Annotated in this window: 10 protein-coding genes and 2 pseudogenes; 5 read left to right on the top strand and 7 right to left on the bottom strand. The window is 64.1% G+C overall.

What is annotated here, in order from left to right; genetic code table 11:
- Positions 1-18: 18 nt before the first annotated feature.
- The 6 genes and pseudogenes from GA0061099_RS00505 to GA0061099_RS00480 all read right to left on the bottom strand — a co-directional run bounded on the left by GA0061099_RS00505 (position 19) and on the right by GA0061099_RS00480 (position 7,990).
- Positions 19-1,651 (bottom strand): annotated as a pseudogene (locus tag GA0061099_RS00505) (thiamine pyrophosphate-requiring protein).
- A 106-nt stretch (positions 1,652-1,757) separates the two neighbouring features.
- Complete coding sequence (locus tag GA0061099_RS00500; RefSeq protein ID WP_050995890.1) at positions 1,758-4,586, bottom strand: ATP-binding protein; 2,829 nt, start codon at positions 4,584-4,586, stop codon at positions 1,758-1,760.
- Positions 4,587-4,808: 222 nt separating this feature from the next.
- Positions 4,809-5,228 carry a putative quinol monooxygenase gene (locus GA0061099_RS00495; RefSeq protein ID WP_036023255.1) on the bottom strand — a complete coding sequence of 140 codons (420 nt, stop codon included), beginning with the start codon at positions 5,226-5,228 and terminating at the stop codon, positions 4,809-4,811.
- Positions 5,229-5,302: 74 nt separating this feature from the next.
- Positions 5,303-6,136 (bottom strand): VOC family protein, encoded by an 834-nt coding sequence (locus GA0061099_RS00490; protein WP_036023257.1) that lies wholly within the window; start codon positions 6,134-6,136, stop codon positions 5,303-5,305.
- Positions 6,137-6,166: 30 nt separating this feature from the next.
- Positions 6,167-7,179 (bottom strand): annotated as a pseudogene (locus GA0061099_RS00485) (aldo/keto reductase).
- A gap of 55 nt (positions 7,180-7,234) precedes the next feature.
- Positions 7,235-7,990 carry an alpha/beta hydrolase gene (locus GA0061099_RS00480; RefSeq protein ID WP_036005822.1) on the bottom strand — a complete coding sequence of 252 codons (756 nt, stop codon included), beginning with the start codon at positions 7,988-7,990 and terminating at the stop codon, positions 7,235-7,237.
- Between the two features lie 336 nt (positions 7,991-8,326).
- Between GA0061099_RS00480 and GA0061099_RS00475 the strand changes: the two genes are divergently transcribed.
- The 5 genes from GA0061099_RS00475 to GA0061099_RS00455 are packed head-to-tail and all read left to right on the top strand — an operon-like array spanning position 8,327 to position 13,454.
- Complete coding sequence (locus tag GA0061099_RS00475) at positions 8,327-9,325, top strand: helix-turn-helix transcriptional regulator (protein ID WP_244429314.1); 999 nt, start codon at positions 8,327-8,329, stop codon at positions 9,323-9,325.
- Between the two features lie 18 nt (positions 9,326-9,343).
- Positions 9,344-9,808, top strand: a complete 465-nt coding sequence (locus tag GA0061099_RS00470) for a (2Fe-2S)-binding protein (protein ID WP_036023261.1) — start codon at positions 9,344-9,346, stop codon at positions 9,806-9,808.
- A gap of 1 nt (position 9,809) precedes the next feature.
- Positions 9,810-12,065 (top strand): xanthine dehydrogenase family protein molybdopterin-binding subunit, encoded by a 2,256-nt coding sequence (locus GA0061099_RS00465; RefSeq protein ID WP_036023263.1) that lies wholly within the window; start codon positions 9,810-9,812, stop codon positions 12,063-12,065.
- Positions 12,066-12,073: 8 nt separating this feature from the next.
- Positions 12,074-12,706, top strand: coding sequence for a hypothetical protein (locus GA0061099_RS00460; protein WP_036023264.1), 633 nt, complete (start codon positions 12,074-12,076; stop codon positions 12,704-12,706).
- 58 nt (positions 12,707-12,764) lie between these two features.
- Positions 12,765-13,454, top strand: a complete 690-nt coding sequence (locus tag GA0061099_RS00455; protein ID WP_036023266.1) for a type 1 glutamine amidotransferase domain-containing protein — start codon at positions 12,765-12,767, stop codon at positions 13,452-13,454.
- Positions 13,455-13,734: 280 nt separating this feature from the next.
- Here the strand turns inward: GA0061099_RS00455 and GA0061099_RS00450 are convergent, their stop codons facing one another.
- The gene (locus tag GA0061099_RS00450) at positions 13,735-14,139 is read right to left on the bottom strand and encodes a hypothetical protein (RefSeq protein ID WP_036023299.1); all 405 of its coding nucleotides are present in this window, start codon (positions 14,137-14,139) and stop codon (positions 13,735-13,737) included.
- Positions 14,140-14,161 lie beyond the last annotated feature (22 nt).

Below are 14,161 nucleotides of genomic sequence, written 5' to 3'. Positions count from 1 at the left end.
TGCCCGCACCGGCTCCGCTCACGTGCCGGGCCGCGACACCTCGGTCTCCTTGGCTGTGATGAACTCCAGCAGCACCGGCACGCCTTCCCTCGTCTTCGCGATGCCGCGCTTGATCGCGGGCACGATGTCCTCCGGCCGCGTCACCCGCTCTCCGTAGCCGCCGAAGGCGCGGGCCATCGCGGCGTAGTCGCCGGAAATGTCGGTCGAGCGATATTTTTCGGTCGAGATCGGCATCACCTTCAGCTCGATCGCCATCGAGAAATTGTTGAGCAGGATCGACATGATCGGGATGCGCTCGCGCACCGCGGTCTCGAAATCCATGCCGGTGAAGCCGATCGCAGCATCGCCCCAGACGTTGATGCAGAGCTTGTCGGGCTTTGCCAGCTTGGCGCCCATCGCAAGACCGAGGCCGTAACCAAGCTGCGTGGTTTTGCCCCAGCCGAGATAGGTGAGGGGCTCGACCGATCGCCAGAACGGCGAGAGCTGGTCGCGCGGGCTGCCGGCATCGTGGGTGATGATCGTATTCGCGATGTCCACGGTGCGCTGGAGATCCCACAGCACGCGATAGGGGCTCAAGGGCGCGTCATTGCTGGTCAGCTTCGGCATCCATTTCGCCAGCCATTCCTTGTGCGAGGCTGCGATCTCGGCCGCGACGGCGGATGCATCGCGATCCGCGGTGACGGTCTTGCCGATCTCCTCCAGCAGCGCGTCGAGCACGAGGCCGGCATCGCCGACCAGGCCGATCTTCGCTTCGACGTCCTTGTTGAGATGATTGGGATCGAGCGTCGAATGAATGATGGTCTTTCCCTTCGGCATCGCGATGCCGAAATTGGTCTCGGTGAAGGAGCAGCCGATGCCGAAAATGACGTCGGCCTCGGCCAGAAACTTCGGCACCGCGCGCGGCACTGCAAGGCCGCCGGAGCCGAGCGACAGCGGATGCGTCTCCGGAAACGATGATTTGCCGCCCAAGCTGGTGGTGACGGGTATCGCCAATCGCTCGGCGAGCCGTTTCAGCTGCGGCCAGGCCTGCGCGTAATGCACGCCCTGGCCGGCATAGATCACCGGCCGTTTTGCGTTCACCAGCAGACTGGCGGCTTCCGTGACGTGAACGGGGTCGGCGCCGTAGGGTGCGCAACACCGGCGTGTAGTTCAGCGGCTCCGCCACTTCCTCGTTCCACATGTCCGAGGGGATCTCGACGATGACGGGCCCGCCGCGGCCGTTCTTCAGCTTGGTGAAGGCGCGGCGGAAGATGTTGACGACTTCGCTCGCGAGGATGATCGGCTCGGACGATTTCGCGAACGGCTTCATCGCCTCGCTGGAATTGAAGTTCGGCTCGATATGCGCCAGCCTTCGCTGATAGCCCATCGGCAGCACCAGCACGGGAACGGATTCGCCAAAGCATTGCGCCACGCCGCCCATCGCGTTCTCCGCGCCCGGCCCGTGCTGCATGCAGAAGGCGCCGATGCTGCGCCCCGACGTCACCCGCGAGATGGCGTCCGCCATGTGGATGCCGACGCGCTCCTGCCGCACCATCACCGGCCGGATCTCGGCCTTGGCCGCGTGCTCGATCAGATGATTGACCGGATAGCCGCAGAGGATCTCGATCCCCTCGCGCCTCATGATTTCCGCAATGGCGGTGCCGAGCTTCATGGCGTCTCTCTCCCTGGCAAGGCCGGTTGATCCGGCTTGTTGGGAGGAGAGGATCAGGAATTTCCGGGAGCGTAAAGCGCGGGCAGCGAGCGCGGCGGTAGGCCAGCTATGCGTCGCCAGCGTGTACCGGCTCCATCCTGCGATGGTCGCTGCAGCCGCTCGCGGTCGGCTGCAGCAGGCGCTGGGCCGCAAGCAGATCCGGTGTCCCGAACCCCTCGGTGAACTCGTGATAGATCGGCGAGAGCAGCCGGACAGCCTTGGATCTGCGGTCGGTGGCGATCCAATGTGCCGCGAGATCGGTCGCGATCCGCAATTGGAACGTCAGCGCGCCTATCCTGCGCGCTTCCGCGAGCGCTTGCTGAAACCGCTTTTCGGCGCGCAGCGGCTCGCCGGTGTGGAGAAGGATCGCGGCGTCAACTCTCTGGAGCTCCGGACGGCACCAGCGCTCGCCTTGGCGTTCCTGATGCTCGATCGCCCGCGTGATGGCTTCTTGCGCCTCCGCGATCCGCCCTTGCCTCAGATAGGCGCGGGCGAGGACCGCGAGATAGCTGCCGATCCGCATCAAGAACCGGCATTCTGTCAGTTCGTCGATCGCGGCTCGAATATCCTCCACCGCGCGTGGATCGCCCCGCAGGTCGCGAAGGCATGCGGAGAAATAGCGCTCGACCGGAACCCAGCGTGAGATGCGCTCGCGTTCAAGGTTGCGACGCAATCGCTCAGTGTAGCTCGCGAGCGCGTCAAGATTGCCGGTTTCGAGCGCAACGGGAAGGGCGGCGAGCCCAAATGCGTTCGACTGTGACACCCAATGGCCGCTGCGGTCCGCGGCATCGATGGCGTCCTTGGCGAGCCTCGCCGCGTAGTCCGCTTGCCCTTGCATCCACGCGACGAAGGGCAGATTGAAGCGGACGGTGATGAACCGATAGACTTCGTTCGCGTCCTTGCGCGAACGCCCTTCGGCCAGCGAGTAGGTCGCTGCAAGACGGTCGAGAACAGGGCGGCTCCTGCTCAATTCGCCGGCAAAAGCGCGAGCCCAGGCCAGCGCGCGATCGGCTTCGGACGTCGCCGTCAGATCGCGATCGCGGTCGGCGAGCTCAGTGGCCTCTTCAAGATAAGATATGGCGCGCTCGACCTGGCCGATCTGCAGCAGGTAGAAGCCGAACCCGACCAGCGCCCGCTGCTGATATTCGATGTTGCCGGCCCGCTTTGCAAAGAGGATGGCATCGAGCCAGGCAATCTCGTTCTCATTCGACATCTTGCGGGCGTAGAAGAGGCTCCACCCAAGGGCGCAGGCGAGTTTTGTCTTCGACAGATCGTCGCACGGGACGGTCTTGGCCAATGCGAGCGCGTCCGCATACCGCGCCTGCGCTTCCGACAGGATCGACGTCTCCGACCACAAGGTGATCGCCGCAACCGTGAGCCTGATCCCGAGTACGGCATCGCCGTGCTCGCCGAACGCCCATGAAAGAGCGGCGCGCAAGTCGGCGATGCGGCCAAGGTAACGCTGGGTCCAATCGGCCGGCTCGCGCCAGTTCCACTCCTCCTCGGACTGCTCGAACAGCGTGAGGACACGTTGCGCATGACGGCGCAGCGCCTGGTCGCAGGCAGGATCGGCCCGGCGCCGCTCGCTCGCATAGCGGCATGTGCTGTCGAGCAGGCGATAGCGCAGGCTCGCGCCATGTGCCTGCGCGCTCAGGAGCGATTTGGCAACGAGACTGCCGAGGCCGGTGACGACGTCGACCGGCGTGAGCCCTGCCGCTTCGGCGACGAAGACCGCGTCCTCGACCTCGAATGCGTCGCTGAACACCGAGAGCAGGCCGAACAGTCTGGCTTCCCGCTGCGACAGCAGTCTGAAGCTCCAGTCGATCGTCGCCATCAGCGTTTCATGACGCGGCGGCGCGCCATCGGCGGCGGGGGCACGAAAACCCAAATTCTGGTCGAGCAACTCCACCAATTGGTGAGGATTGAACCTGCTGATCTGGGCTGCCGCCAATTCGATGGCCAGCGGGAGGCCGTCGAGCGAGTGGCAGATTGCGGCAACGGCCTCGCAATCATCATTGACGAATTGGTAGTCCGCCCATTCGGCGGCGCGGCTGACGAACAATTGCACTGCCGGAAACCTGACGGCTTGATCTGGGGTCAGGGCGTGGCCGGGTTTGGGTGAGACCAGGGAGCCGAGCCGGACGACGTGCTCGGTGGCGGTGCCGAGCGGTTCGCGGCTCGTCGCAAGCAGCTTGGACGGCGATGCCTCCGCCATGAACCTGCCGGCGAAGATCGTTGCGGCTGGCAAGACGTGCTCGCAATTGTCCAGAATGACCAGCATCTGCCGCGGTTTCAGATAGTCGATGGCCGCAGCCAGGCTGTTGTCCGGATTGCCCCTGATGCCCAATGCCGTCACCAGTGCGGCGCCGAATAGCGTCGGGTCGGAGATCGTTGCGAGATCGACGAAGCACACGCCGTCGCGGCACTGTGGCGCAAACGCCTGGGCTACAGCCAAGGCAACCGTCGTCTTGCCGATTCCTCCGGCGCCCGCCAGGGTCACGTGCCTGTTGCCGGTCAACAGACCGGTAATTTCGTCGACTTCCGCTTCACGACCAACGATGCCGCGCAGCAATGGCGGACTAGACGAGGGAAGCGGTTCGGCGAGCGCAAGATCGTCCTCGACCTCGCCGATGCTGATCTGCACCTCGGCGATGAACTTGTATCCGCGTCGCGCCACGGTCGCGATGTAGACGGGCTCGATCTGGGTATCTCCCAGCGAACGCCGCAAGCTCCACATGTTGACCTTGAGATTGCTGTCGTGGAGGAAGGTGCCGGGCCAGGCGGCCGCCATCAGGTCGTTCTTGCTGACCAGCTCGCCGCAGCGCTGCACCAGCAGCTGCAAAAGCTCGAATGCGCGTCCGCCCAGCTTGACGGGGCGCCCTTTGAGAAGGAGCAACTGGCGGCTGGGTATCAGTCGAAAGGAGCCGAAGCTGTAGGTTAGCTCCCGCCGGCCTGTGCCCCGTTGTCGTGTCTCCGTGGCAGCCCGCATTGATCATTGCCAATCGATCGAATAGATCGACTGGTATTATCATGCACTGCAATATTTTTGAAGGGAACCCTTCCGGGTCGTACGATTTGCCGCAGGACAATTGACACACGCGCGCGCCGGACGGCTCGGCTATTTTTTGGGCTTGCCAAGAACGGCCATGCGCATGACTTCGACGCCGCCGTCGGCAAGTTCCGGAAGCTTGGCGAACCAATCCTTCACATAAGGCATCGCGTTGTGTGCGTCGAAATCGGCCTGGCTGGCGAACACTTCGTAGAAGATGAAGTGGCCCGGCTTGGCGCGGTCTTCCTGAAGGAAATAGATCAGGTTCTTGGGATCGCCGCGGACCAAGTCGATCAGCGGCAAGGTGGCGGCACGCAGCATGTCTTCCTTTCCAGGCTTGGCGCGCACCTGGGCCACCACGGAATATGCCCCCTCCGGGATCTCCCCATAGTGCATGCGCGGCGCCTCCTGAGCCATGGCCGGAAGCGTCGCCGGCGCCACGGAGGCGATCAGCAGGGCGGCAAGCGAGTTGCGGACGAGAGTTTGCATGGTGAAGTCCTCGACATGTGATTGGATCGCAGAGTGACCAGCCAGGACACCTGACAGCCGCCCCGCACGAGAATCTAGCGCAGGATCTTCTGTTGCCGTTTTGCCAAGGCCTCGCTGAAGCGCTTCTTGACCGGACCGAGCGCCTTGACGAATTCGAGCTGCTCGCCTTCGGGTCCTTTGCAATAGATCAACTCCCAGCCGTTCGAGGGTTCGGCGGTCACCCGGTTCGTGTTGGTGCTGCGGGGCGCGGCCTTGCGATCCGCTTCCGTCATGACGCGGATGGTGCGGTTCGCCCTCACCTGCGTCATGCCGCGGCGCGCCGATTCCGCTTCGAGATCCGCAATGAACTTGTTGAAGTCGACATCGTCGCGAACATAGAAACAGATGTGCATCATGCGCGGAAAGGCCGGGCTCATGTGCTCCAGCGGTTCGGCGAAACTCTTGGCGCTGCCCATGGGCTGATCAGCCTCGCGATATTGCAGCAGCTCCAGCACCATGTTGTCGAACTGGATGAACCGGACATCGAGCCGCTGTGCCCCGCTTCGCAAGTCGGGCACGCCAATTGATCGCGGATTGATCCCGCGTGCGTTCGCCTCGATCTCCTGGTCGGCCAGCAGCGTATTCTGCACCCCGTCCCCCTGGAAGTCGCCGTGCCGGAACACCTCGGTGCCGCCAAGCACCTCCGTGTAGAACTGGTACGCCCGCTCCATGTTCTGGACCGTCAGCCCGAAATGCTGGACGCCCTGGAGCCGCGCGCCGAGCGGTGCCTCGTCGCGCTCCGCATCCTGTGTCGCGGCCCGTGCGTCGATTGCCGTGCCGGCTATGATGCCGGTGACGACGGCGGCGCCGGCGGTTTGAAGCAGGGCGCGGCGACCCATCTCGGTGGTGTTGTCGGTTTCATCTGTCATGTTGCTCTCCTTGGTCGTTCGGTGGATTGGTTAATCAGCGGCGGGAAGCGGAGCTGCGGGGCTGACCAGCCCCTCGGAGCGCAGCTCGCGCCAGAACTCCGCCGGGATGGCTTCCTCGAGCGCCGCGCGATCCTCGGCGATGCGGCTTGGGCGGCTCGCACCGGGAATGACGGCGGCAACCACGGGATTGGCGAGCGCGAACTGCAGGCCGGCCGCCTTCATGCTGATCCGATAGCGGTCTGCGATCGCCTTGATCCGCGCCACCTTCTTGAGGATTTCGGGAGGCGCCGGCGCATATTCGAAGTTCGGGCCGCCGACGAGCGCGCCGGAACTGTAGGGGCCGCCGACCACGATCGCGAGCTCGTGCTCGGCGGCCATCGGCATCACCCGCTGCAGCGCCCTTGCATGGTCGAGCAGCGTGTATCGGCCCGCGAGCAGGAAGCCGTCGGGGCGCGGCTCTTCGAGCGCGAGCAGCAGCTCGATCGGCTCGACCCGGTTGACACCTAGTCCCCACGCCTTGACCACGCCTTCGTCGCGCAGCCGGTCGAGCGCCCTGAAGGCGCCCTTGCGGGCGCTTTCGAACACCGAGAGCCACTCGTCGCCGTAGAAATCCTGCGCAACGTCGTGCACGAAAGCGACGTTGATGTGGGAAGTCGCGAGCCGCTTCAGGCTGTCCTCGATCGAGCGCAACGTTCCGTCCCGGGAATAATCGTTCACGATCCGGTTCGGGCGGCCGTACCTGAATACGCCGCCCTTCTCGCCGAGGTCGCGGGCATCGACGTCCTCGATCTCGTCCAGGATCAGGCGGCCCACCTTGGTGTGAGCACGTAGTCGCTCCGCGGCCGGCCGGCGAGTGCGGCGCCGATGCGGATCTCCGCAAGCCCCGCGCCGTAGAACGGCGCGGTGTCGAAATAGCGAATGCCGTCGTCCCAGGCTGCGTTCACCGTCGCGAGCGCTTCCCGCTCCGGGATGTCGCGGAACATGTTGCCGAGCGGCGCCGCGCCGAACCCTAGTCGTCCCGGCAGAATATCCTTGAGGGACATGTTGCTAGTCCTTGTCTGCGAGGGCCAAGTCCGTCGGTGTGCGGCGCAGCCGATCTCAGTCGGTCGCTGACGTGTCTGCGCTTCTGATGAACGCCGCGACCTCGCGCGGATGCGACAGCATGACGGCGTGGCTGCTCTTCATCTCCGTCACCTTCGCGCCGGAACGCTTGGCCATGGTGCGCTGTGCCGTCGGCGGGATCATGCGATCCTCGCTCGTCACCATGTAATAGGTCGGCTTCGTCTTCCACGCCACGCGATCGACCTTGGTCTGCACCGCCTGCAATCCCCAGGGCAGCTGCGCGGCGCCCATGAAGCGGGTCGTGGCCGGGTCGACATCGGCCGCGAAAGAGGTGGGGAATTTTGCGCGGTCGACGAGCAGATAATTGCCCTCGGTGACCAGCGGAGCTTTGTGCTCGCCGGCGGGCACCGGGGCTTCCGCCAGCGTGCTGACGGACTCTCCGGCGTCAGGAGCAAAGGCAGCGAGATAGACCAGGCTGCGAACCTTGGGATTGTCGCCGGCTTCCGTGATGACCATCCCACCATAGGAATGCCCGACCAGAATGACCGGATGCCGTGCCTTGGCGATCACGCGCTCGGTCTCGGCGACATCGTCGCGAAGCGTGATCGTCGGCTGCTGAACGACGAGCACCTCATAGCCCGCCTCCGAGAGGATGCCGTAGGTGTCCTTCCAGCCCGAGCCATCGACGAAGGCGCCGTGCACGAGAACAATCGAGACATTCCTGTCGGCCGCGGCCGCGGGGGCGGCGGTTGCGATCGACAACGCGGCAAGCGCGGAGGTAAGCGGCTTCATGTCAGGCTCCTGTCCTCTATACGGCGACATTGTCGTTGGTGCGCCTTCACTAGCGCACGCCCGCATTGCGATATTTCCGATTCCTGCGCGATGACGCACGCATCTTGCTGAGGTGCGAGGAGATCAAGCTTGCGAAGCCGAACACGTCTGGCGCCAAGCCTTTGCCTTGGCTGGCTTTTACCTCTTTTAACCGTGCCGCCTCTGGACTTCGCTGGCGCAGCTTGTGAGTAATTCGCGATCGGCGTGGCAGTGACCGGGGCTGCAACTCACCACCGGATGGAATGATCGCTCGCGCGATACGGGGCCGGGAATCGCCGCAACAAAGCGGAGGTCGGGATGGCGCTCGTGACGCATGGTGATGAGAAATACAAGAACAGCGAGAAGCTCGCGGAGGTCAATGATTGGCCGGGGCTGAGCATCGAGCATCGCAAGTTCGAGGCGGGCCGTCAGGCAACGCCCGTTCCCATCTGCACCGAGATCGTCATGCTGTTGTCGGGCGGAGGGATGGTGTCCCGCGCCGGCAACGGCGAAATCCAGAAAAGCCTCGCGCGTCCGGGCATGAGTTATCTCGTGCCTGTGGGCACGCAGGAGAGCCACCTCGAGCTTTCCGACCGGATGGAATGTCTTCATCTCTATCTGCCGCCCGCGCTGCTCGACCACAGTGCACTTGCGGATTTCGACATCGATCCGGCCAAAATCGAGATCGCCTATGCGCACGGTCTGGCGGACCAGGTGCTCTTCCACATCTGTTCGCCGCTTCGCGATCTGCTCCATCGCCCGCGCCAGCCGACCGACGCGCTGTTCGTGGAGGGGATCCAGGTCACCCTCGCGGCGCATCTCCTGGGCAATTACACGATCGACCGCTGGCGCGCGCCCGACAAGTCGCCGGCGCTCGACGCGCGACGCCTGCAGCGCGTGCTGGACTATATCGAGGCGTCTCTCGGCAGCGATATCAGGTTGGAGGATCTGGCGACCCAAGCCTGCCTCAGCCCCTATCATTTTTCCCGGCTGTTTCGCGAGGCGACCGGACTGTCACCGCACCGTTATGTCACCGATCGCCGCGTCCACGCCGCGCGAGAGGAGCTCGCGCGCGACCACCTGTCGCTGGTCGAGATTGCCCTGGAGTTCGGTTTCGGCTCGCAGGCCAATTTCACGCGCGTATTCCGCAAGGCCGCAAATCTCACCCCAGGGCAGTATCGCGAATTGTGCTGTGGCCAGGCGGAGGTGAAAGCCGATTGGCTCGAAAGCCATTCCGCAGGGATTGCGCATGATCCAGCAGGATTCGGAAATACGGCGCAATGGGCGTCGAGCATTGCTGTTGCAGCGACCAGGTAGGCGAGAGGACATATCGGCATGATCGAGCTCAAGGTGAACGGGATCAAGCGCCAGGTCGACGTCGTGCCCGAGATGCCCCTGTTGTGGGTGCTGCGTGACGAACTGGGCATCACCAGCGCCAAATACGGCTGCGGGGTCGCGCAATGCGGGGCCTGCACCGTTCACATCGACGGCAAGGCGGTGCGGTCCTGCCAGGCCCATATCGGCGAGGTCGCGGGCAAATCGGTCGTCACGCTCGAAGGCTTGCACAACAAGGACCAAAATCCGGTCTTGCAGGCCTGGATCGCGCATCAGGTGCCGCAATGCGGCTACTGCCAGACCGGTCAGATCATGCAGGCCATCTCGCTTCTTGCATCGATCCCAAAACCGACTGACGAGCAGATCAACCAGGTGATGTCCGGCAATCTCTGCCGCTGCGGCACCTATCCGCGCATTCGTGCGGCGATCCATGCGGCCGCCGCAAACAAGATGGCGGAGAAGTGAGATGGGCGACATGCAAACCCTTTCGCGTCGGGCTTTCGTGTTCGGTTCTGCCGCGGTCGCCGGTGGCATCGTTTTCGGTGCCTATGGTCCGGCCGAAGCGGCCGCGCCGAGTGCCGATGGCAATCCGCTGGCCGCCGGACTCGGCCCGAATTCCGTCACCTTCAATCCATGGGTCGAGATCAGCCCCGACAAGATCACGCTGATCGCGCAACACGCCGACATCGGCCAGGGCGTCGGGTCGGTGCAGCCGATCATGATCGCCGAAGAGATGGACCTCGACCCCGGCCAGTTCGAAGTCCGCTTCGCCGGCCCGAGTCCCGCTTACTTCAACACCGGATTCAAGGAGGAACTGGCGCCGTTCCTGGCCGCGGACCAGAGTCCTGAGGCCGAAGCGGCACGCGCTGCTGCGCTGGAAAGTCTTCGAAAATCCGGCCTGCAGATGACGGGCGGCTCGAGCACGATCCCGGACACCTATGACAAGCTGCGCGTGGCAGGGGCAGTTGCGCGTGAGACGTTGAAGGCAGCTGCGGCCAAACGTTCGGGCGTCGCCGTCGCCGACATCCGCACGCAATCCGGCCACGTGATCCTGCCTGACGGAAGCAAAATTCCGTACGTCTCACTGGCGGCCGAGGCCGCAAGAATTCCGCCGGTGCTCGATGCGCAGCCGCGCGATCCCTCGACATGGCGCATGCTGGGCAAGCCGATGACGCGCCTCGACGTGCGCGCCAAAGTGATGGGCGAACTGCAATTCGGCATCGACCTGAAGATGGAGGGCATGCTCTACGCCTCCGTCAAACTGAACCCCGGCAAGGGACAGCCGCTGAAATCCTACGACGCCAGCAAGGCGCGCGCGATGCCGGGCGTGAAGAAGATCCTCGAGATCAAGAACGGCGTTGCGGTGATCGCCACCAACAGCTGGTACGCGATGAAAGCCGTCGACGCCATCGCTTGCGAGTGGGCGCCTTCGGCCTATCCCGCCGAGCAGGCCGATCATTGGAAAGTGCTGGAATCATCGTTCAAGCCCGAATTCCTCGGCAAGGAGTGGCGGACGATCGGCGACGTCGGAGCCGGCCTGAAGACGGGCAAGCTCGTCGAAGCCGAATATCGCGCCCCTTACGTGGCGCATCAGCCGCTCGAGCCGCTGAACGGGATCGGTCTCGTCAACGACAAGGGCATGGAAATCTGGGTTGGCCATCAGAGCCCGCAGGCGGTGCAAGCCATCGCGGCGAACGCTATCGGCCTCAAGCCGGAGCAGGTCACCTTCCACAATCAATGGACCGGCGGAAGCTTCGGCCATCGTCTCGAGTTCGAGAACGTCCGCGTGCTCGCCGAGATCGCCAATCAGATGCGCGGGACGCCGATCAAGCTCGTCTTCTCGCGCGAGGAGGATTTCCTTCAGGATATTCCGCGGCAGATTGCGATCGCGCGTCACAGGGGAAGCGTCGCCAACGGCAAGATCGTTGCGACCGATCTGCAATTGGCATCGACGGCGCCGTTCAAGGGACTGCTCGAGCGCATGGGTACGCCTTTGAAGGATCCCGATCCTCAATTGGCCGCCGGCACGTGGAACGTCTATTACGACATTCCCCATTTCCGAGCCACCAGCTACGAGGCGCAAGGGCTGTCGCCGTGCACCACGTGGCGCTCCGTGGGAGCGTCCACGGCCGGCTTCTTCACCGAGAGCTTCATCGACGAATTGATCCACGCAGCCGGCCTCGATCCCATGAAGGCGCGCATCGCGATGTGCAATGTGCCGCATTATCGCAAGTTGCTGGAGACGCTTGCCGAGATGTCGACCTGGAAGGGGCCGCTCGGCAACGGCAGGGGCCGCGGCGTCGCCTTCGTCGAGTCGTTCGGGACACCGGTTGCCGAGGTCGTCGAGGTGACGGCGACGGACCGTGGCATCCGGATCGACAAGGTCTGGGTCGCGGTCGACGTCGGCAAGGTGATCGATCCCGTCAATTTCGAGAACCAGGTCCAGGGCGGCGTCGTCTGGGGCCTAGGCCACGCGATGAATTGCGAAATCACCTACTCAAAAGGCGCGGCGCAGCAGACCAATTACAATCACCATGAGGCGATGCGGATCCACCAATGCCCGGTCATCGAAGTTCGCGGGCTCGAGAACGATCCGAAGGTGAGGGGCCTCGGAGAGCCGCCGGTGCCACCCGCCGCGCCTGCGCTTGCCAATGCGATCTTCGCGGCGACCGGAAAGCGCATCCGCGAAATGCCCTTCAACAAGTTCATCGATTTCGTGTGAGACACGCCATGCAGAGATCTCTGATCGCGTTGGTCTTGGCAGCGTCGGCCGTCGCCGCCCTGACCGGGATCGTCGCCGCGAAGGACGAGGCCGCCAAGGACCTGCTGCCGCCCGGTAGCGTCAGCCGCGCCGAGGGGCTGGAGGCGTGGAAGCGGATCGAAGCCGTCGTGACCCATCCACGGTGTGCCAACTGCCATGTCGATGCCAAGGCGATACCGATCTGGACGCCGGCCGGCGAAACCAAGCCTCGCCCGCATGGCATGAACATCCATGGCGGCGAGAGCCGCATCGGAGCGGAAGCGATCCCGTGCTCGACCTGCCACATGACCTCGACCCAGGCGAACGAGCCGGCGCCCTCGCCGCCGCGCGCCGGCATCGATTGGCAGCTCGCCCCGGTGGCTTTCATCTGGTTCGGCAAGAGCGGCGCCGAGATCTGTGCCCAGATGAAAGATCCCAAGCGCAACGGCGGTCGCGACGCCGCTGGTCTCGTCGGGCATTTGCGGCACGATGCCTCGCTGAGCGGCTTCATCCCGCGCGGCTGGGCGCCCGGAGCCGGCCGCTCAACGCCGCCCGGCACCTTCGAGGATCACGTCAAGGACATGGCGATGTGGGGCGCGGCCGGACAGCCCTGTCCGAATTGAGGCGGTCTCCGCACCGCGGCAAGGCGATCCCAGATAGCATTATCGAAAGGAGAAAACCATGACCCAACACGTCCTCTTCATTGTCACCAACGCAGCCGTGATCGGACCGCATAGTCGCAAGACCGGCTTCTTTTTCGCCGAGGTTGCTCATCCTTTCGAGGTGCTCGACAAGGCTGGGATCGCGGTGGAGTTCGCGTCGCCGGCCGGGGGGTGGACGCCTTACGATGCATATGACGAGAAAGATCCTGCTCAGAAGGATTTCCTCGCCAGCAAAGCCTTTCGCCGCCTGAATCACAGCCGTAAATTATCCGAGGTGGATGCCGCCGACTACGACGCCATCCTGATACCCGGCGGTCTTGGTCCCATGGTGGACATCCAGCGCAATGCGGCGGTCCAAAGTGCCGTTGTGCGAGCCTGGAGCACCGGCAAGCTCGTCGCCGCTGTCTGTCACGGGCCGTGCGCGCTGCTTGGCGTCGACCTCGGCGATGGCGTCCCGTTCGTGCGCGGCAAGAAGCTGACATCCTTTTCGAAGAAGGAAGAGTACGACTATGCGCGCGATGACGTACCTTACGAGCTCGAGGATGCGTTGAGGGCAGAGGGTGCCGAGTACTCGTCCGCGGCCAATTGGCAACCTCACGTCGTCGTCGATGGCCGGCTCATCACGGGCCAGAACCCCGCCTCTGCCGGAGCGCTCGGAAAAGAGTTGCTGGCCGCCCTCAAGGATAGGAGCGGCGGCGCGAAAACCTGAAGATTCGCAAGGACGAATTCGAGCGGGATGGGCGCGGCATCTGAAGCTGTGCTTACATCCCTCTTTGCAGCAGGGCTATCGCATTTGGGAGTTTCCCCGGCGGCCATCCTTCGAGACGCCCGCTATGGGCGGGCTCCTCAGGATGAGGGCGGAGTGCGCGGCAGCCATTTCAACGAGCACTGATGCTGACTAGCCTCATCCTGAGGAGGCGCGTCAGCGCCGTCTCGAAGGACGAGGCGTGCGCACAGGCCGCCGCCACAAGTCATATCCGATTGCTCTGCTATTTGCAGCTCTGGCAGATCATCAGCTTTCGCTTCAACGCCTCATCTTCTTGATCGAGACCATCCGGATTGGACCTGGCGTCCCTTGCTGCGCGTGAACGCACGGCCGGCGTCACGCGGCTCGGCGTGCCAAGGTCATCGACGGTGCTGACGCTGAAGCCATCGTAATCGGCGGCTGGATTCGGTTGAGGCCGGCCAATCACGGAAGGCTCTCTGCTGGACGTCGCTGCTGGAGTTCCGTTCGTCGTTACCCGGGCGGGCTTGGTGGCACCCGGGCGTGGCGGCGCTGCATCGGGCCGAGCAAGCGAAACCGGCGGCGGGACCGAAGTCTGGCCTCTGGCGCTGTCGTGCGACCAGGCGCCGACAAGCATGAGGCCGATCGTCAGGAGCATCACGCGTCTCATCCGCATTCTCTCGGCAGCGCTG

Origin of the sequence: Bradyrhizobium yuanmingense (assembly GCF_900094575.1) — a bacterium.
GTDB classification, from domain to species: domain Bacteria; phylum Pseudomonadota; class Alphaproteobacteria; order Rhizobiales; family Xanthobacteraceae; genus Bradyrhizobium; species Bradyrhizobium yuanmingense.
This window is presented reverse-complemented; position numbering and strand designations above follow the sequence as displayed.